This is a genomic window from Pseudomonas asiatica (assembly GCF_009932335.1).
GTDB classification, from domain to species: Bacteria; Pseudomonadota; Gammaproteobacteria; order Pseudomonadales; family Pseudomonadaceae; genus Aquipseudomonas; species Aquipseudomonas asiatica.
The window spans coordinates 4,055,614-4,073,304 of record NZ_BLJF01000001.1 but is presented as its reverse complement, the minus strand read 5'-3'; the positions used below and the strand labels follow the sequence as shown (position 1 = coordinate 4,073,304).

The 17,691-nt window shown below is 61.6% G+C and carries 16 protein-coding genes; 11 read left to right on the top strand and 5 right to left on the bottom strand.

Annotated features, from left to right (window positions below; all coding sequences use genetic code 11):
* Positions 1–8: 8 nt before the first annotated feature.
* Both GYA95_RS18875 and yaaA read right to left on the bottom strand, forming a co-directional pair.
* Positions 9–1,325 (bottom strand): nucleotide sugar dehydrogenase, encoded by a 1,317-nt coding sequence (locus GYA95_RS18875; RefSeq protein ID WP_003257136.1) that lies wholly within the window; start codon positions 1,323–1,325, stop codon positions 9–11.
* Between the two features lie 904 nt (positions 1,326–2,229).
* The gene (yaaA, locus tag GYA95_RS18870) at positions 2,230–3,009 is read right to left on the bottom strand and encodes a peroxide stress protein YaaA (protein ID WP_013974148.1); all 780 of its coding nucleotides are present in this window, start codon (positions 3,007–3,009) and stop codon (positions 2,230–2,232) included.
* 136 nt (positions 3,010–3,145) lie between these two features.
* On the opposite strand from yaaA, the gene GYA95_RS18865 reads away from it, so the two are divergent.
* The 5 genes from GYA95_RS18865 to moaE all read left to right on the top strand — a co-directional run bounded on the left by GYA95_RS18865 (position 3,146) and on the right by moaE (position 7,410).
* Positions 3,146–4,273, top strand: a complete 1,128-nt coding sequence (locus GYA95_RS18865; protein WP_015271740.1) for a polysaccharide deacetylase family protein — start codon at positions 3,146–3,148, stop codon at positions 4,271–4,273.
* A 461-nt stretch (positions 4,274–4,734) separates the two neighbouring features.
* Entirely contained in the window at positions 4,735–6,129 is a 1,395-nt protein-coding gene (locus GYA95_RS18860; protein WP_013974146.1) for a PhoH family protein, read from the top strand.
* 116 nt (positions 6,130–6,245) lie between these two features.
* A complete protein-coding gene (gene moaC / locus GYA95_RS18855; RefSeq protein WP_013974145.1) occupies positions 6,246–6,716 on the top strand; it encodes a cyclic pyranopterin monophosphate synthase MoaC in 471 nt (156 codons plus the stop codon).
* On the top strand, positions 6,716–6,961 hold the full coding sequence (gene moaD / locus GYA95_RS18850) for a molybdopterin converting factor subunit 1 (protein WP_015271739.1): 246 nt from the start codon (positions 6,716–6,718) through the stop codon (positions 6,959–6,961). The genes moaC and moaD overlap by 1 nt, the downstream gene beginning before the upstream one ends.
* A gap of 2 nt (positions 6,962–6,963) precedes the next feature.
* The gene (gene moaE, locus GYA95_RS18845; RefSeq protein WP_013974144.1) at positions 6,964–7,410 is read left to right on the top strand and encodes a molybdopterin synthase catalytic subunit MoaE; all 447 of its coding nucleotides are present in this window, start codon (positions 6,964–6,966) and stop codon (positions 7,408–7,410) included.
* A gap of 128 nt (positions 7,411–7,538) precedes the next feature.
* Here moaE and rhlB read toward each other — a convergent pair whose 3' ends face one another.
* On the bottom strand, positions 7,539–9,002 hold the full coding sequence (rhlB, locus tag GYA95_RS18840) for an ATP-dependent RNA helicase RhlB (RefSeq protein WP_054573302.1): 1,464 nt from the start codon (positions 9,000–9,002) through the stop codon (positions 7,539–7,541).
* A gap of 101 nt (positions 9,003–9,103) precedes the next feature.
* Positions 9,104–9,760, bottom strand: a complete 657-nt coding sequence (locus GYA95_RS18835; protein ID WP_015271737.1) for an alpha/beta hydrolase — start codon at positions 9,758–9,760, stop codon at positions 9,104–9,106.
* 331 nt (positions 9,761–10,091) lie between these two features.
* Between GYA95_RS18835 and GYA95_RS18830 the strand changes: the two genes are divergently transcribed.
* The 4 genes from GYA95_RS18830 to GYA95_RS18815 all read left to right on the top strand — a co-directional run bounded on the left by GYA95_RS18830 (position 10,092) and on the right by GYA95_RS18815 (position 14,249).
* Positions 10,092–11,120, top strand: coding sequence for an amino acid ABC transporter substrate-binding protein (locus tag GYA95_RS18830; protein ID WP_015271736.1), 1,029 nt, complete (start codon positions 10,092–10,094; stop codon positions 11,118–11,120).
* A 67-nt stretch (positions 11,121–11,187) separates the two neighbouring features.
* Positions 11,188–12,366 carry an amino acid ABC transporter permease gene (locus tag GYA95_RS18825; protein WP_015271735.1) on the top strand — a complete coding sequence of 393 codons (1,179 nt, stop codon included), beginning with the start codon at positions 11,188–11,190 and terminating at the stop codon, positions 12,364–12,366.
* 10 nt (positions 12,367–12,376) lie between these two features.
* Entirely contained in the window at positions 12,377–13,474 is a 1,098-nt protein-coding gene (locus GYA95_RS18820) for an amino acid ABC transporter permease (RefSeq protein WP_013974139.1), read from the top strand.
* 10 nt (positions 13,475–13,484) lie between these two features.
* Positions 13,485–14,249 carry an amino acid ABC transporter ATP-binding protein gene (locus GYA95_RS18815; protein WP_003251792.1) on the top strand — a complete coding sequence of 255 codons (765 nt, stop codon included), beginning with the start codon at positions 13,485–13,487 and terminating at the stop codon, positions 14,247–14,249.
* Between the two features lie 121 nt (positions 14,250–14,370).
* Here the strand turns inward: GYA95_RS18815 and algW are convergent, their stop codons facing one another.
* Positions 14,371–15,531 (bottom strand): Do family serine endopeptidase AlgW, encoded by a 1,161-nt coding sequence (algW, locus tag GYA95_RS18810; RefSeq protein ID WP_015271734.1) that lies wholly within the window; start codon positions 15,529–15,531, stop codon positions 14,371–14,373.
* A 167-nt stretch (positions 15,532–15,698) separates the two neighbouring features.
* Here algW and GYA95_RS18805 point away from each other — a divergent pair, with 167 nt between their 5' ends.
* Positions 15,699–16,457 carry a Nif3-like dinuclear metal center hexameric protein gene (locus GYA95_RS18805; protein WP_015271733.1) on the top strand — a complete coding sequence of 253 codons (759 nt, stop codon included), beginning with the start codon at positions 15,699–15,701 and terminating at the stop codon, positions 16,455–16,457.
* A gap of 313 nt (positions 16,458–16,770) precedes the next feature.
* Positions 16,771–17,688: a sulfate adenylyltransferase subunit CysD gene (cysD, locus tag GYA95_RS18800; RefSeq protein ID WP_013974136.1), complete on the top strand. Its 918-nt coding sequence runs from the start codon at positions 16,771–16,773 to the stop codon at positions 17,686–17,688.
* Positions 17,689–17,691: the final 3 nt, after the last annotated feature.

Here is a 17,691-nt window from a genome sequence, read left to right as displayed (position 1 = left end):
GCCAGCACTTACCAGCAGATGCCTTCGGTGCGGCTGGTAGCGCAGGTCGGTTTGCTCATGAAACCGACCAGGTCGATCACGTGCTTGCCGGCCGGCGCTTGCTGGGCCAGTGCACGGAACTGCTCGTCACGGTTGCCCAGGACGATGATGTCGGCGTTGTCGATCACCTTCTGGAAGTCGGCGTTGAGCAGCGACGACACGTGCGGGATCTTCGACTCGATGTAGTCCTTGTTGGCGCCGTGTACGCGGGCGTACTGGACGTTCTCGTCGTAGATATCCAGCTGGTAGCCCTTGCCGATCAGGCGTTCGGCCAGTTCCACCAGCGGGCTTTCACGGAGGTCGTCGGTGCCGGCCTTGAAGCTCAGGCCGAGCAGGGCGACCTTGCGCTTGTCGTGGGCTTCGATCAGCTCGAAGGCGTTCTGCACCTGCGATTCGTTGCTGCGCATCAGCGAGTCGAGCAGCGGTGCGCGTACATCGAGGCTGGCGGCGCGATAGGTGAGGGCGCGCACATCCTTGGGCAGGCACGAGCCGCCGAAGGCGAAGCCAGGGCGCATGTAGTACTGGGACAGGTTCAGCACTTTGTCCTGGCAGACCACGTCCATCACGTCACGGCCATCCACGCCTACGGCCTTGGCGATGTTGCCGATCTCGTTGGCGAAGGTGACCTTGGTGGCGTGCCACACGTTGCAGGTGTACTTGATCATCTCGGCCACTTCGATCGGCTTGCGGATGATCGGTGCGTCGAGCTCTTCGTACAGGGCCTGCAGGATGTCGCCGCTGGCGCTGTCCAGTTCGCCGATGACGGTCATCGGTGGCTGGTCGTAGTCCTTGATCGCGGTGCTTTCACGCAGGAATTCCGGGTTGACCGCGACGCCGAAGTCGACGCCGGCTTTCTTGCCCGAGCAGTCTTCGAGGATCGGGATCACCACGTTCTTCACGGTGCCCGGCAGCACGGTGCTGCGTACCACGATGGTGTGGCGGCGCTCGCTGTCACGCAGCACGTAGCCGATTTCTCGGCACACCGACTCGATGTATTCGAGGCCCAGGTCGCCGTTCTTCTTGCTTGGGGTACCCACGCAGATCATCGATACGTCGCTGGCACGGATGGCTTCGGCGAAATCGGTAGTACCGCGCAGGCGGCCGTTGGCGATGCCCTGTTGCAGCAGTGCTTCCAGGCCAGGTTCGACGATGGGCGACTTGCCCTGATTGATCAGGTCGATCTTGGTGCTGGACACGTCCACACCGATCACTTCATGGCCACGCGCCGTCAGGCAGCCTGCACAGACTGCACCCACATAACCCAAACCAAAGATGCTGATACGCATCGCTATCACCTCATGTGTTTATCACGCCGGCGCCTCCGGAGAGAGCCGGACTGGGTTGATTAACAACAGTTTTCGGGCGCACGGATCCATGGCGAAATGCACACTTCGCCGAGCGCAGGCAAAATAAATCCGGAGCGCAAAAAGTTATGCACTCAAATGTGGCAGTAAAAAGCCATTAATTAAAAAACGTGCCCTGGAATGCAGCCGTCTTTATTGCAATGCGCTACGTGGCGCTTTGCTGTGCTTGTTTTTTCAAGTGGAAAAATCCTTTGAAATCAACCACTAGGACGAATTGAAAGGGACGCGTCTCTCCTGCATGGACAGGTCTTCGGGGGTTGCCCGTCATACCTGTCGAAGTTGTTGAGGCCGGTAGTGGATACCTGCCGTTGTCATATGTAAGTCATCTCTCACAGCCCAAGGGCAGGAAAATCGTTACGGCACTATGAGCGAATCGTCGTAGCAGAAGTTCCGAGGTGGGTTCGACGTGGATGAAAGATTTCTAAATATTTTTTCAGTGGCGGACAATTTCAATCTGATAGCACTCGGGGGTTTTGCCCCGATATATAAAGGGCGAAACTGTTGCGAGATATTTTTATGCCAGCATCGAAAAATATTTTGAAAAAATAGTCAAAAAAGCTACGAACGGTCTTATGGCGTTTGGCTATAAGTGGTGGTGTGTCGATTTTTTGGCGTCGGATTTGTGGCGTGATGGCGCTTTGCGTCGTGCCCTGTTGCGGGGCGGAGGGGGTAAGGAGGGAGGCGCTTTTTGTAGGAGCGGCCTTGTGTCGCGAAAGGGCCGCGCAGCGGCCCCAGGATTTCAACATCAAAGCAGAAATTGCCGGGGCCGCTATGCGGCCCTTTCGCGACACAAGGCCGCTCCTACAGGGGATTGTGTATTGCCTGACTATTCGGAAGGATGATCCCGCAGGAACACCAGGTGGTCCGGCTTCGACTGTTCGGCACTGTAGTAGTACCCCTGCACATCGAATTGCTTGAGCTGCTCCGGGTCGCTGATGCGCTGCTGGATCACGAAGCGGCTCATCATGCCGCGGGCTTTCTTGGCGTAGAAGCTGATGATCTTGTACTGGCCGTTCTTCAGGTCCTTGAAGTCGACGTTGATCACCCGGGCCTTGAGCGCACTGCGTTTCACCGCGCTGAAATACTCGTTGCTGGCCAGGTTCAGCAGCACGTCATCGCCCTGTTCGGCCAAGGCCTGGTTCAGCCATTCGCTGATGCGCGTGCCCCAGAACGCATACAGATCCTTGCCGCGGGCGTTGGCCAGCTTGGTGCCCATTTCCAGGCGGTAAGGTTGCATCAGGTCGAGCGGGCGCAGCAGGCCATACAGGCCCGAAAGCATGCGCAAGTGCTGCTGGGCATAGCTGAAATCGTCCTCGCCCAGGCTTTCGGCGTCGAGGCCGGTATACACGTCACCCTTGAACGCCAGCAGCGCCTGCTTGGCATTGGCCGGGGTGAAGTCCGGGGTCCAGCTGCCGAAGCGCGCGGCATTCAGGCCGGCGAGCTTGTCGGACAGGTGCATCAGTTCGCTGATCTGCGCTGGCGACAGGTCGCGCAACTGCTGGATCAGCTCCTGAGAGTCGTCCAGGTACTGGGGCAGGGTGAAACGCTCGGTCACCGGCGGGGTTTCGTAGTCGAGGGTCTTGGCGGGTGATATCACCGTCAGCATCGGGTCGGCTCCTGGCATCGTAGGCCGGGAATTCTACGGGCTGGGCGGTGCAAGTCCAAACTATGGCGACGATAGTCACAGACCATGGCCGGTGCAGAGGCTATAGTGCGCGTTTCGCCGTTGCGGAGCTTCAACCGTGCGTATTGCCTCTGCCTTGTTGGCCGCTCTGCTGAGCCTGGCCGTGCAAGCCGCCCCTTCAACCCAGGTGAGTTTGGACCGCAGCCTGTGGCCCGAAAAGCTGGACAGCCCGGCGTTGTTCGATGTGGCCTCGCGGGCCGAGATCCTCTCGTTCGCCCAGGTGCTGCATGAAAGCGAACTGCTGGACGACGCGGCGCTGGCGGCACGCTTGGGGCTACGGCAGGTCAACCTGCAGAAGGTGCGCCTGGTGCGGGCGCGCATGTGGCAGCGGTTGTGGGAAGGTTATCAACAGGCGCAGCGCAGTTGCGAACAGGATGCGTCGTTCTGCTATCCGGTTACGTCGATGGCGGAGTTGCGCACACAGGCAGCGACGTTCGCTGCCGATGTCGGCACGTTCTACACGGGCTGGATCGAGCCGAGCCACCAGTTCCATGTGCGGTACCTGGACGAACAACTGCGCAAGGCTGCGTTGCTGCCGCAGACCAGCAGCGAGGTGGAGCGGTTGTCCTCACGCGAGCGCAATGGGGATGAGCTGAACGATCGCATGTTCCTGCTGACCTTCGTCGGCGGGCCCGGGCCGGATGGCGGCAGTACCGATCTGCTGACTGATTATCTGCGCCGGCAAAAGCTTGAAGGCACGTTCTTCGTGCTCGGCAACCGCCTGCAGCAACGCCGCGACGCCGGTGCGGCAGATGCCTTGCGCCAGCTCTATCGTGGGCATTGCGTGGGGATTCAGGGTTGGGAGTACCGCTCCCATGCGCAGTGGACAGACTGGCAGGATTCATTGCGGCGCAGCCAGGCTCGGGTGCAGGCCGACTTGCCGGAGCAGTATGTACCGTTGTTTCGGCCGCCCTACGGGCAGCGCCGGGCCGATGGCGAGGCGTTCATGGCCAGCCAGCAGTTGCAAGTGTCGTTGTGGGACATCGATGCCCAGGATGATGGCGCACTGAGCGCCGAGGCCTCTGCCCAGCGGGTGCTGACCTTGATGCTGCTGTGGCGCAAGGGGGTGATCCAGTTCCATGACAGCCTGCCCAGGGCGCAGCCGGCGGTGGAGTGGTTGTTGCGCAATACGGCGCAGAGCGGGATTGGTTGGGAAGATTGCCAGGGATATGCCAACCGGGGGTGAGAGGGGGCTGCTGCGCAGCCCATCGCCGGCAAGCCAGCTCCCACCTCGACCGCATCGGCCTCAAGCCATGCGCTGTCCCTGTGGGAGCTGGCTTGCTGGCGATGAGGCCAGTACAGGCAACACAACACAGTTGCTCTTACAGGTTAGGTGCATGGCTTGCTGGCGTTGACCCATGCAATGGCAGCCTGATTTTTGACTGTAGTCCTCGCGCGCCCCCTCGCCAACCCCTGTTCGTCATTTGGAAAAATAAACTTCACCTGCACGTAAAAAGACTTTTTTTAGTCATCATTTTTGCGGTATGAAGAAACCAGACAGCCGATTCCTGCAGCACAGGTGGCGTCATCCAGGCCCACCTAGCCAGGTTCGCTTCCCGCCCGTAACAACGCGGATACGGGGACAGCGGCAGTCACTCTGCGGCGTAACAGACCACGCCGTGTGGCTTCGACATAAGGTGACCGAGTATGGATGACCAAGGACGCAACCCTTCCTCCAGCAAGCCTATCCTGTATGTGCTCGATACCAACGTCCTGATTCACGACCCCAACGCGTTACTGAACTTCGAGGAGCACCATGTCGCCATCCCGATGACGGTGCTGGAGGAACTCGACAAGCTCAAGACCGGCAAACAGACCATCGCCGCCGAATGCCGCCAGGCCATTCGCCTGATCGACCAGACCCTTGGTGACGCCTCGCCCAGCGATGTCGAGCAGGGCGTGCCGATCCAGCGTGGCAAGAGCGGGCCCAAGGGCTTCCTGTCCATCCTGATGACTCCGCGCAACGAGCCGAACAAGCTGCTGCCGGAAAACCTCAACGACAACATCATCATCAACCAGTTGCTCGAAGTACGGGCCCGGCGCACCGACCTGGACGTTGTGCTGGTCACCAAAGACATCAACATGCGCCTGAAGGCACGTGCCTGTGGCATCGCGGCCGAGGACTACAGCACCGACCAACTGGTCGATGACGTGTCATTGCTGTCCAAGGGCTACCATTCGGTCACCGGCTCGTTCTGGGACCGGGTGAGCAAGGTCGATACCCGCCAGGAGCGCGGCCGCACCTGGCACCGCGTGCAATTGATCGACAACCTGCCGGCGGTTCACGTCAACGAGTTCATCATCGATGAACAGGGCTTCGTCGGCTGGATCAAGGGTATCCGCAACGATGAGCTGCTATTGCTCGACCTGCACCAGGAACCGCTGCTGCACCAGGAAGCCTGGGGCCTGAAGCCGCGTGACATCCACCAGAGCCTGGCGCTGTTCGCCCTGCTCGACCCGGATATCCACCTGGTCAACCTGACCGGCGCCGCCGGTTCCGGCAAGACCATCCTGGCCCTGGCCGCGGCCATCGAACAGACCATGGTCAGCAAGCGCTACCGGCGCATCATCGCCACTCGCAGCGTGCAGGGGCTGGACCAGGAGATCGGCTTCCTGCCGGGCACCGAGGCCGAGAAGATGGAACCGTGGCTGGGCGCCATTACCGACAACCTCGAAGCCTTGCACATGGATGACGAGAGCACCCATGGCAGCGTCGAGTACATCCTCGAGCGCGTGCCGCTGCAGTTCAAGTCACTGAACTACATCCGTGGCCGTAGCTTCCAGCAGAGCCTGATCCTGATCGACGAGTGCCAGAACCTGACGCCGCACCAGATGAAAACCATCATCACCCGTGCCGGCTCCGGGTCCAAGGTGGTCTGCCTGGGCAACCTGGCGCAGATCGATACCCCCTACCTGTCCGCGACCAGCTCGGGCCTGACCTACCTGACCGAGCGCTTCAAGGACTTCCCCCATGGCGTGCACATCACCCTGCAGGGCGTGCCACGCTCGGTGCTGGCCGAGTACGCCGAGTCGCATCTGTAACCCTCTCCGCCGGGCGGTTCGCCGCCCGGCTTTTTCGCGGGCACGGTTGACGCACCCCTCTGCTCAAACCTGACTCACAGGTTTACACTGCGAGTTCCCTTCACAGGAGCAGAGCAGTGCTGACACATCTTGATTCCCAGGGGCGGGCCAACATGGTCGACGTCACTGAAAAGGCCGTGACCGAGCGTGAGGCCACCGCCGAGGCGCGGGTGCGCATGTTGCCGCAGACCTTGCAGATGATCGTCGACGGTGAACACCCCAAGGGCGACGTGTTCGCCGTGGCGCGCATTGCCGGGATCCAGGCGGCGAAGAAGACCAGCGAACTGATCCCGCTGTGCCACCCGCTGATGCTGACCAGCGTCAAGGTCGAGCTGAGTGCCGAGGGGCAGGACGCTGTGCGTATCGTCGCCCGCTGCAAGCTGGCCGGGCAGACCGGCGTGGAGATGGAGGCGCTGACTGCAGCCAGCGTGGCTGCGCTGACGATCTATGACATGTGCAAGGCTGTGGATAAAGGTATGGTCATCGAGCAGGTGCGCCTGCTGGAAAAACTCGGCGGCAAGAGTGGCCACTACAAGGTGGAGGCGTGATGAAGGTCAAGGTGATGTACTTCGCCCGTTACCGCGAATTGTTGGGCGTGGATGCCGAGCGGGTGGAGGGTGCGTTCAAGGTGCTCGACGATGTGCGCCAGGCCTTGGTGGCCAAGGGCGGGCAGTATGAAGTGCTGGCCGAGCGGAACCTGATGTGTGCGCGCAACGAAGAACTGTGCAAGCTCGATGAGCCGCTGGAAGAGGGCGATGAAGTGGCGTTCTTCCCGCCGGTGACCGGAGGCTGAACATGGCTGTGCGAGTACAGGAGGGCGCGTTCGATCCGGGAGCCGAGACCAATGCCATGCACGCGGCGAATGTCGGTGTGGGCGCGGTGGTCGGTTTTGTCGGCTACGTGCGGGATTTCAACGATGGCCGCGAGGTGGCGGGGATGTTCCTCGAGCACTATCCGGGCATGACCGAAAAGGCCTTGGCCAAGATCGTGGTGGAGGCAGAGCAGCGCTGGCCGTTGCTCAAGGTGGAGGTGCTGCACCGCATCGGTGCGCTCGAGCCGGGTGAGCCGATCGTGTTCGTCGGCGTGGCCAGTGCCCATCGGCAGGCGGCGTTCGATGCCTGCAACTTCATCATGGACTATCTGAAGACGCGGGCGCCGTTCTGGAAGAAGGAAAATACCCAGGAAGGGGCGCGGTGGGTGGAAGGGAAGCAGAGTGATCAGGATGCGGCGGAGCGCTGGTAGACAGAGTATTTCTGGCCGGGGCTTTGCCCCGGTTCGCGGGCTTGCCCGCTCCCACAGGGGCTCCACAGCTTCCGGAAGCTGTGGAGCCCCTGTGGGAGCGGGCAAGCCCGCGAAGAATCCAACACCACTCAGTGGTGCTTGCGCGGCACCGGCTTCAGCAGTTCATCCGGCGGCATTTCACACTTGATCTTGCGCCCCAGCAGCTCTTCGATCGCTGGCAGCTGGTACGAGTCATCCTCACCGGCAAAGCTGATCGACACACCACTGGTGCCAGCACGGCCTGTCCGGCCAATGCGGTGCACGTAGTCGTCCGGGTCTTCCGGCAGGGTGAAGTTGATCACGTGGCTGATGCCATCGATATGAATGCCCCGCCCCGCCACGTCGGTGGCCACCAGCACGGTGATGCGCCCTTCGCGGAAGTTTTCCAGGGTACGGATACGCTTGTGCTGCGGCACGTCACCCGACAACTGCGCGGCATTGATGCCGTCGCGCACCAGTTTTTCCTCGATGCGCCGCACTTCGTCCTTGCGGTTGGCGAACACCATCACCCGTTCCCACTTGTTCTGGGTCACCAGGTTGTACAGCAGCTTGTACTTGTCGCTGCCGGCCACCGCATAGACGTGCTGCTCCACCGTTTCGCTGGCAACGTTCTCCGGCTCGATCTCGACGATGGCCGGGTTGGTGGTCCACTGCTTGGCCAGGTTCATCACGTCGTCGGTGAAGGTGGCGGAGAACAGCAGGGTCTGGCGCTCGCTTTTCGGCGGCGTCTGGCGAATGATCTGACGCACCTGGGGGATGAAACCCATGTCGAGCATGCGGTCGGCTTCGTCCAGCACCATCACTTCGACCATGTCCAGGTGCACCTCACCGCGCTGGTTGAAGTCCAGCAGGCGCCCCGGAGTGGCCACCAGGATGTCGCAATGGCGCGCTTCCAGGGCCTTGAGCTGCTTGTCGAAGTCCATGCCGCCGACGAAGCTCATCACGTTCAGGCCGGTGTACTTGGTCAGGGCGATGGCGTCCTTGGCGATCTGCACCACCAGCTCACGGGTGGGCGCGATGATCAGCGCACGTGGCTCGCCCATGTAGCGTTCCTTCGGCGGCGGCGTCTGCTGCAGCTGGGAAATGATCGAGATCAGGAACGCCGCAGTCTTGCCGGTACCGGTCTGGGCCCGGCCGATGGCATCCTGACCGCGCAGGGTGTAGCCCAGCACCTGTGCCTGGATCGGCGTGCAATACGGGAAGCCCAGGTCGTGGATGGCATGCATCAGTTCGTTGGACAGCTTGAAGTCGTGGAAGCGGGTCTTGCCTTCCTGTGGCTCGACCACGAAGTCTTCCGGTTTCCACAGGCTGGCCTGCGGCTTGGGCTTGCGCTCGCGACGCGGTTTGTCCTTGGCCGGCTTGTCGGCGGCTGGCGTAACGGCGGCAGGCTGTTCGGCCTGGGGAGTGGGGGTGGCGCGTGGTGCGGCCGGTTTTTCCGCAGGCCGGGCCTCGCTGGTGGGTGCGGGCGCAGGCGGCGTCACGCTGGCAGCAGGAGCGACGGCCTGTGGCGCGGCGTCTCCCTTGCCGAAAATTTTCTTGAGTGCCTTGAGCACGATCGTCTCATCAACTGGTTAAGGAATGTACGCCGGGCAGTGTAATGCAAGATTCAGGCGCGGCGTAGTGGAATAGCCTTACAACTACAGACAGCCCTGGCTTATTGCAATTGCTTGCTCAGCCAGTCGTGGATGTCGCTCAACTCTTCCACCACCACTTCGTGTTCCATCGGGTATTCGTGCCAGCGGGCGGCAACGCCCCAGGTATTGAGGTACTCGAAGGCGGTGCGGCCCATGGAAGGGATCACCACCGGGTCGTGCACACCATGCAGGCACAGGGCCGGGGTGCGTTGCTGGCAGGCGCTCAACTGATGCTGGTCGTTGAAGGTGGGGGCGTAGGTGGACAAGGCGATCACGCCACCCAGCGCTTCTTGCCACTTTATATAGGCAGTGTGCAGCACCACCGCGCCACCCTGGGAGAAGCCAGCCAGGAAGATCCGCGACAGGCTGATGCCTTTGGCCTGCTCGGCCTTGATCATGCTGATGACCTGTTCGGCCGATTCCTCCAGCTGCGCCTCGTCGATGGCGCGGGCCGGGGTCATGGCCTTGATGTCGTACCAGCTGGGCATGGCGTAGCCGCCGTTGATGGTTACCGGGCGGGTGGGAGCCTGGGGCATGACGAAACGGGTGCTGAGCAGGCGTTCCTGCATGAATTCGGCCACTGGTAGGAAGTCGTAACGGTCGGCACCCAGGCCGTGCAACCAGATCACACAGGCGTCTGCGGTTTTCTGCGGTTCGAGAATCAGCGGGTTGGTCATGACTGCTCCGAAAGTGTGCGGGTCTTGTTATGGCGTGCGTGAAAAGAAGGCGCTGGAAATGATTGTCGGAAAAAGAATGTCGCAACGATACAACTTTCCCTACTTGACGAGCGCTTAAACGCTACAGCCGTAAATTCTGGTACGCGCTTTGCAATTCAACCAATGATGCAAAGGGCAGGCCGTGACGGTAACACCCTTTGCACGCGAAGGCTGTCACAGAACAGTCCATTGCGCCATTGACCCAATAACAAGCCAATACGGGTCGGATACGCCTCAAAAGGGTGCGGTGCAATTCCGGCTCGATACAACAAGAGCGATTTGGAGGTTGTGAATGAAGATGTTGAAAACCACCCTGGCAGTCCTGACCGCTGCCGCCGCGCTGGGCGCCGTGAGCAACGCCCAGGCCGGCGCCACCCTGGATGCGGTAAAGAAGAAGGGCTTCGTCCAGTGTGGCGTGAGCGACGGTCTTCCAGGCTTCTCGGTACCTGATGCGCAGGGCAAGATCGTTGGTATCGACGCCGACGTGTGCCGCGCCGTAGCCGCCGCTGTATTCGGCGATGCGACCAAGGTCAAGTTCAGCCAGCTCAACGCCAAGGAACGCTTCACCGCACTGCAGTCGGGCGAAGTCGACGTACTGTCGCGCAACACCACCTGGACCAGCTCGCGTGATGCCGGCATGGGCCTGGTGTTCGCCGGTGTTACCTACTATGACGGCGTCGGCTTCCTGGTCAACAAGAAACTCGGTGTTTCCAGCGCCAAGGAGCTTGATGGCGCGACCATCTGCATCCAGGCCGGTACCACCACCGAGCTGAATGTGTCGGACTTCTTCCGCGCCAATGGTCTGAAGTACACGCCGATCACTTTCGATACCTCCGACGAAAGCGCCAAGTCGCTTGAGTCCGGCCGTTGCGACGTGCTGACCTCGGACAAGTCGCAGCTGTTCGCCCAACGCTCCAAGCTGGCCGCGCCGACCGAATACGTGGTACTGCCGGAAACCATCTCCAAGGAGCCGCTGGGCCCGGTGGTGCGCAAAGGCGATGAGGAGTGGTTCAGCATCGTCAAGTGGACCCTGTTCGCCATGCTCAACGCCGAAGAGGCAGGCATCACCTCGAAGAACGTCGAGGCCGAGGCCAAAGGCACCAAGAACCCGGACGTTGCTCGCCTGCTGGGGGCGGACGGCGAGTATGGCAAGGACCTCAAGCTGCCCAAGGACTGGGTAGTGCAGATCGTCAAGCAAGTCGGCAACTATGGCGAAGTGTTCGAGAAGAACCTGGGCCAGGGCACCGACCTGAAGATCGACCGTGGCATGAACGCCCTGTGGAACAACGGCGGCATCCAGTACGCGCCACCTGTGCGCTGATGGCTGCACCCTGCGGCGGCATCCCGCCGCCGCAGGCTGTTCGGAACCCTACTTTCCGGGGCACTTCATGCAAAATCGAATCGGCGCACAAAAGGGTTTATCCCTGAGCGATCCACGTGTGCGCGCGTGGCTGTTCCAGATTCTCACGATAGTCTTCGTGGTCGGTCTGGGCTGGTATCTGTTCCACAACACGCAAACCAACCTGCAACACCGGGGTATCACCTCGGGCTTCGACTTTCTCGACCGCAGTGCCGGCTTCGGCATCGCCCAGCACCTGATCCCCTACGTGGAATCAGACAGCTATGCGCGGGTGTTCGTCATCGGCCTGCTCAACACCTTGCTGGTGACGTTCATCGGCGTGGTGCTGGCGACCATCCTTGGCTTCATCATCGGTGTGGCGCGGTTGTCGCCGAACTGGATGATCAACAAGCTGGCGACCGTGTATGTGGAAACCTTCCGCAACATCCCGCCGTTGTTGCAGATCCTGTTCTGGTACTTCGCCGTGTTCCTGACCCTGCCGGGACCGCGGGGCAGCATCAATATCGACGACACCTTCTTCATCAGCAACCGTGGCCTGAACATGCCCGGCGCGTCCATGGCCGAAGGCTTCTGGCCGTTCGTCGTGGCCCTGGTCCTGGCGCTGCTGGCCATCGTGGTGATGGTGCGTTATGCCAACAAGCGTTTCGACGAGACGGGTGAGCCATTCCACAAGTTCTGGGTGGGGCTGGCGCTGTTCATCGCCATCCCAGGCGTTTGCGCACTGCTGTTCGGCAGCCCGGTGCACTGGGAAGTGCCGCAATTGAAAGGATTCAACTTCGTCGGTGGCTGGGTACTGATCCCCGAGCTGCTGGCGCTGACCCTGGCGTTGACCATCTACACCGCTGCGTTCATCGCCGAGATCGTGCGCTCCGGTATCCGTTCGGTCAGCCATGGCCAGACCGAGGCCGCGCGTTCGCTGGGCCTGCGCGAGGGGCCGACCCTGCGCAAGGTGATCATCCCCCAGGCACTGCGGGTGATCATTCCGCCGCTGACCAGCCAGTACCTGAACCTGGCGAAGAACTCGTCGCTGGCGGCCGGTATCGGCTATCCGGAGATGGTCTCGCTGTTCGCCGGTACCGTGCTCAACCAGACCGGCCAGGCCATCGAGGTGATCGCCATCACCATGAGTGTCTATCTCGCCATCAGCATCAGTATTTCGCTGCTGATGAACTGGTACAACAAGCGCATTGCGCTGATCGAGCGGTGAGGATACGCCCGTGAATGCCCATGTTTTCAAACCCGACATGCCGCCACCGGTGAAAACCGTCGGCGTGCTCGCATGGATGCGTGCCAATCTGTTCTCCAGCTGGCTCAATACGCTGCTGACCCTGTTTGCCATCTACCTGGTTTGGCTGATCGTGCCGCCGCTGCTGCAGTGGGCGTTGCTTGATGCCAACTGGGTCGGCACCACCCGCGCCGACTGCACCAAGGAGGGCGCCTGCTGGGTGTTCGTGCAGCAGCGTTTCGGCCAGTTCATGTACGGCTACTACCCGGCCGAGTTGCGCTGGCGCGTGGACCTGACCGTGTGGCTTGCCGTGCTTGGCGCCGCCCCGCTGTTCATCAAACGCTTCCCACGCAAGGCCTTCTACGGCCTTGGCTTCCTGGTGGTGTACCCGCTGCTGGCCTACACCCTGCTGCACGGGGGCATGCTGGGCCTGGAAAGCGTACCTACCAGCCAGTGGGGCGGGCTGATGCTGACCCTGGTGATTGCCACCGTGGGCATTGTCGGCGCATTGCCGCTGGGAATCCTGCTGGCCCTGGGGCGGCGCTCGAAAATGCCTGCGGTGAAGGTGGTGTGCGTGACCTTCATCGAGTTCTGGCGCGGCGTGCCGCTGATCACCGTGCTGTTCATGTCATCGGTGATGCTGCCGTTGTTCCTGCCTGAGGGCATGAGCTTCGACAAGCTGCTGCGGGCGATGATCGGCGTGATCCTGTTCCAGTCGGCGTATATCGCCGAGGTGGTGCGTGGCGGCCTCCAGGCCATCCCCAAGGGCCAGTACGAAGCTGCCGCGGCCATGGGCCTTGGCTACTGGCGGGCGATGGGCCTGGTGATTCTGCCGCAGGCGCTCAAGCTGGTAATTCCCGGCATCGTCAACACCTTCATTGCCCTGTTCAAGGACACCAGCCTGGTGATCATCATCGGCCTGTTCGACCTGCTGAACAGCGTCAAGCAAGCTGCTGCCGACCCGGCCTGGCTGGGTATGGCTACCGAGGGCTACGTGTTCGCCGCCCTGGTGTTCTGGATTTTCTGTTTCGGTATGTCCCGCTACTCCATGCATCTGGAGCGCAAGCTGGACACTGGCCACAAGCGTTAGGAGTTTCGAAATGAGTGAAGCGATCAAGCAGCCTGCCGGCCCCGAAGGCATCATCCAGATGCAGGGCGTGAACAAGTGGTACGGCCAGTTCCATGTGCTCAAGGACATCAATCTGAACGTGCGCCAGGGCGAGCGCATCGTGCTGTGCGGGCCGTCCGGCTCTGGCAAGTCCACCACCATCCGTTGTCTCAACCGCCTTGAAGAGCACCAGCAGGGGCGCATCGTGGTCGATGGTGTGGAGCTGACCAACGACCTCAAGCAGATCGAGGCCATCCGCCGCGAAGTGGGCATGGTGTTCCAGCACTTCAACCTGTTCCCGCACCTGAGCATCCTGGAGAACTGCACCCTGGCGCCGATGTGGGTGCGCAAGATGCCGCGGCGCAAGGCCGAGGAAATCGCCATGCACTACCTGGAGCGGGTGCGTATTCCGGAGCAGGCGCACAAGTACCCGGGGCAGTTGTCCGGTGGTCAGCAGCAGCGTGTGGCGATTGCCCGCGCGTTGTGCATGAAACCGAAGATTATGCTGTTCGACGAACCGACCTCGGCGCTGGACCCGGAAATGGTCAAGGAAGTGCTCGATACCATGGTGGGCCTGGCCGAGGACGGCATGACCATGCTCTGCGTGACCCACGAGATGGGCTTTGCCCGGACCGTGGCGAACCGGGTGATCTTCATGGACAAGGGCGAGATCGTCGAGCAGGCGGCGCCGGATGACTTCTTCGACCGGCCACGCAGTGACCGGACCAAGTTGTTCCTGAGCCAGATCCTGCATTGATGTAGCCGGGGCCGCTTTGCGGCCCATTCGCAGCACAAGGCTGCTCCTACAAGGGAAATGCGATCTCCTGTAGGAGCAGCCTCGTGCTGCGAAGCAGCCCCCCAGAGACCAGATCGCAGCCTTACTTCTCTTCCTTGGCGACTGCCGGCGCCGGTGGTGGCCGCAGGCCCACCTCGGCGATCAGCTTCAACTGCTGCCCATTGCGCATCACCTCGATGGTGATCTTCTCGTTGGGCTTGATCCGCGCCACCTGGTTCATCGACTTGCGCCCGTCACCGGCCGGCTCGCCGTTGATGCTCAGGATCACGTCACCCAGCTGCAGCCCGGCCTTTGCCGCCGGCCCTTCGCGGAAGATGCCCGCCACCACGATGCCCGGGCGGTCCTTCATGCCGAACGATTCGGCCAGTTCCTGGCTCAGTGGCTGTACTTCGATGCCCAGCCAGCCACGGATCACCTGGCCGTGCTCGATGATCGACTTCATCACCTCCAGTGCCAGTTTCACCGGGATGGCGAAGCCGATACCTTGCGAACCGCCGGACTTGGAGAAGATCGCCGTGTTGATGCCGATCAGGTTGCCGTTGGCATCCACAAGCGCACCGCCGGAGTTACCCGGGTTGATCGCCGCGTCGGTCTGGATGAAATCTTCGTAGTTGTTCAGGCCCAGCTGGTTGCGGCCAGTGGCGCTGATGATGCCCATGGTCACGGTCTGGCCGACCCCGAACGGGTTACCGATGGCCAGCGACACGTCACCGATGTGAATGTTGTCGGAGCGGCCGATGGTGATTGCCGGCAGGCTCTTCAGGTCTATCTTCAGCACCGCCAGGTCGGTTTCCGGGTCGCTGCCGATGACCCGGGCCAATGTCTCGCGGCCATCCTTCAGGGCCACGACGATCTGGTCGGCGCCGCTGGTGACATGGTTGTTGGTCAGCAGGTAGCCTTCGGGGCTCATGATCACCGCCGAGCCCAGGCTCGACTCCCAGCGGCGCTGCTTGGGCAGGTTGTCGCCGAAGAAACGGCGGAACTGCGGGTCTTCGAACAGCGGGTGGGCGCTCTTGTTCACCACCTTGGTGGTGTACAGGTTGACCACCGCCGGGGCGGCCAGGGTCACGGCGTCGGCGTAGGATACCGGGCCCTGCATGATCCGCGTGGTCTGCGGTGCCTGCTGCAGGTTGACGTCCTGGCTGGGCAGGCCGACCCACTCCGGGAAGCGCTGGATGATCAGCATGGCGATCAGTACGCCGGTAAGCAGGGGCCAGCCAAAATAACGCAAAGCCTTGAACATGAATGAATCCTGGAAATAGCCGGGGACGATGACCGTGCGGTGGGCATGAGCGCGCGCGATCATACACCGGTTCCCCCAGTGCCGGCGACGGCCCATAATGGCCGGCATTATACGGGCGTTGCATGGGCGTTGTGCCCGAGAAAAACGCAGATTTCGAGGAGATTTTCATGGCCGTCGCTCTGAACACCCTGGTCGAGGAAGCCGAGCGTTACCTGGGCAGCGCGAAGATCCAGGATTATTGCCCCAACGGCCTGCAGGTCGAAGGCCGGCCGCAGGTCAGCCGCATCGTCAGCGGCGTTACCGCCAGCCAGGCGTTGCTGGATGCGGCAGTCGAAGCCGAGGCCGACCTGGTGCTGGTGCACCATGGCTACTTCTGGAAGGGAGAGAACCCTTGCGTCACCGGCATCCGGCAGCGCCGGCTGAAAACCCTGTTGAACAACGACATCAGTCTGCTGGCGTTCCACCTGCCGCTGGACGTGCACCCGGACGTGGGCAACAACGTGCAACTGGCGCGGCAACTGGACATCACCGTCGAAGGGCCGCTGGACCCGGAGAACCCCAAGGTGGTCGGCCTGGTCGGCTCGCTGGCCGAGCCGATGACTGCGCTCGACTTCGCCCGGCGAGTGCGGGAGGTTCTGGGGCGTGAGCCTTTGCTGGTAGAGGGTGAGCAGATGATCCGGCGGGTCGGCTGGTGCACCGGAGGCGGGCAGGGCTACATCGACACGGCGATCGCGGCCGGGGTGGACCTGTACCTGACCGGCGAGGCGTCGGAGCAGACCTACCATAGTGCCCGCGAGAATGGCGTCAGCTTCATTGCCGCCGGGCACCATGCCACCGAGCGGTATGGGGTGCAGGCGCTGGGTGATTACCTGGCGCGGCGCTTTGCCGTGGAGCACCTGTTCATCGATTGCCCAAACCCGATCTGACATCGGCGTCGCCTTCTTCGCGGATACAGTGTTGATGGCGCGGTCCCTGTAGGAGCAGCCTTGTGCTGCGAAGAGGCCAGTGAGGCAAAAGAGCTTTTTGGGCAGTAACGGCCTCTTCGCAGCACAAGGCTGCTCCTACAGATCCTGTGCATGTCCAGAGACCAATACCGGGCCTGCCAGCCCAAACCCCCAGTCATATCGTTAGACTTTTTCGATCTAGCCAGCCTCCTAAATAGAAGCAGCCGCTGTGATAAAGTGGCTCGCTCGAACACGGCCCGCAGGCCGTCCATAAGATCGTTTTTCGTGAGTAGCCATGGTCGACAAACTGACGCACTTGAAACAGCTGGAGGCGGAGAGCATCCACATCATCCGCGAGGTGGCCGCCGAGTTCGACAACCCGGTGATGCTGTACTCGATCGGCAAGGACTCCGCCGTGATGCTGCACCTGGCGCGCAAGGCCTTTTTCCCAGGCAAGTTGCCGTTCCCGGTGATGCACGTCGACACCCAGTGGAAATTCCAGGAGATGTACAGCTTCCGCGACAAGATGGTCGAGGAAATGGGCCTGGAGCTGATCACCCACGTCAACCCCGAGGGTGTGGCGCAGGGCATCAACCCGTTCACCCATGGCAGCTCCAAGCACACCGACATCATGAAGACCCAGGGCCTGAAGCAGGCGCTGGACAAGCATGGTTTCGATGCCGCCTTCGGTGGTGCGCGCCGCGACGAAGAGAAGTCGCGGGCCAAGGAGCGCGTGTACTCGTTCCGTGACAGCAAGCACCGCTGGGACCCGAAGAACCAGCGCCCGGAACTGTGGAACGTGTACAACGGCAAGGTCAACAAGGGCGAGTCGATCCGCGTCTTCCCGCTGTCGAACTGGACCGAGCTGGACATCTGGCAGTACATCTACCTCGAAGGCATCCCGATCGTGCCGCTGTACTTCGCCGCCGAGCGTGAAGTCATCGAGAAGAACGGCACCCTGATCATGATCGACGACGAGCGCATCCTCGAACATCTTACCGATGAAGAGAAAGCGCGCATCGTCAAGAAAAAGGTGCGTTTCCGTACCCTTGGCTGCTACCCGTTGACGGGTGCTGTCGAGTCGGAAGCCGAGACGCTCACCGACATCATTCAGGAAATGCTCCTGACGCGCACTTCAGAGCGCCAGGGCCGAGTCATCGACCACGATGGCGCCGGTTCCATGGAAGACAAGAAACGTCAGGGCTACTTCTAATTT

Bases quoted from the DNA above. Each gene is read 5' to 3' on its own strand.
- GYA95_RS18875 (WP_003257136.1), bottom strand. From the start codon at position 1,325: ATGCGTATCAGCATCTTTGGTTTGGGTTATGTGGGTGCAGTCTGTGCA.
- yaaA (WP_013974148.1), bottom strand. From the start codon at position 3,009: ATGCTGACGGTGATATCACCCGCCAAGACCCTCGACTACGAAACCCCG.
- GYA95_RS18860 (WP_013974146.1), top strand. From the start codon at position 4,735: ATGGATGACCAAGGACGCAACCCTTCCTCCAGCAAGCCTATCCTGTAT.
- moaD (WP_015271739.1), top strand. From the start codon at position 6,716: ATGAAGGTCAAGGTGATGTACTTCGCCCGTTACCGCGAATTGTTGGGC.
- moaE (WP_013974144.1), top strand. From the start codon at position 6,964: ATGGCTGTGCGAGTACAGGAGGGCGCGTTCGATCCGGGAGCCGAGACC.
- GYA95_RS18835 (WP_015271737.1), bottom strand. From the start codon at position 9,760: ATGACCAACCCGCTGATTCTCGAACCGCAGAAAACCGCAGACGCCTGT.
- GYA95_RS18830 (WP_015271736.1), top strand. From the start codon at position 10,092: ATGAAGATGTTGAAAACCACCCTGGCAGTCCTGACCGCTGCCGCCGCG.
- GYA95_RS18825 (WP_015271735.1), top strand. From the start codon at position 11,188: ATGCAAAATCGAATCGGCGCACAAAAGGGTTTATCCCTGAGCGATCCA.
- GYA95_RS18815 (WP_003251792.1), top strand. From the start codon at position 13,485: ATGAGTGAAGCGATCAAGCAGCCTGCCGGCCCCGAAGGCATCATCCAG.
- algW (WP_015271734.1), bottom strand. From the start codon at position 15,531: ATGTTCAAGGCTTTGCGTTATTTTGGCTGGCCCCTGCTTACCGGCGTA.
- GYA95_RS18805 (WP_015271733.1), top strand. From the start codon at position 15,699: ATGGCCGTCGCTCTGAACACCCTGGTCGAGGAAGCCGAGCGTTACCTG.
- cysD (WP_013974136.1), top strand. From the start codon at position 16,771: ATGGTCGACAAACTGACGCACTTGAAACAGCTGGAGGCGGAGAGCATC.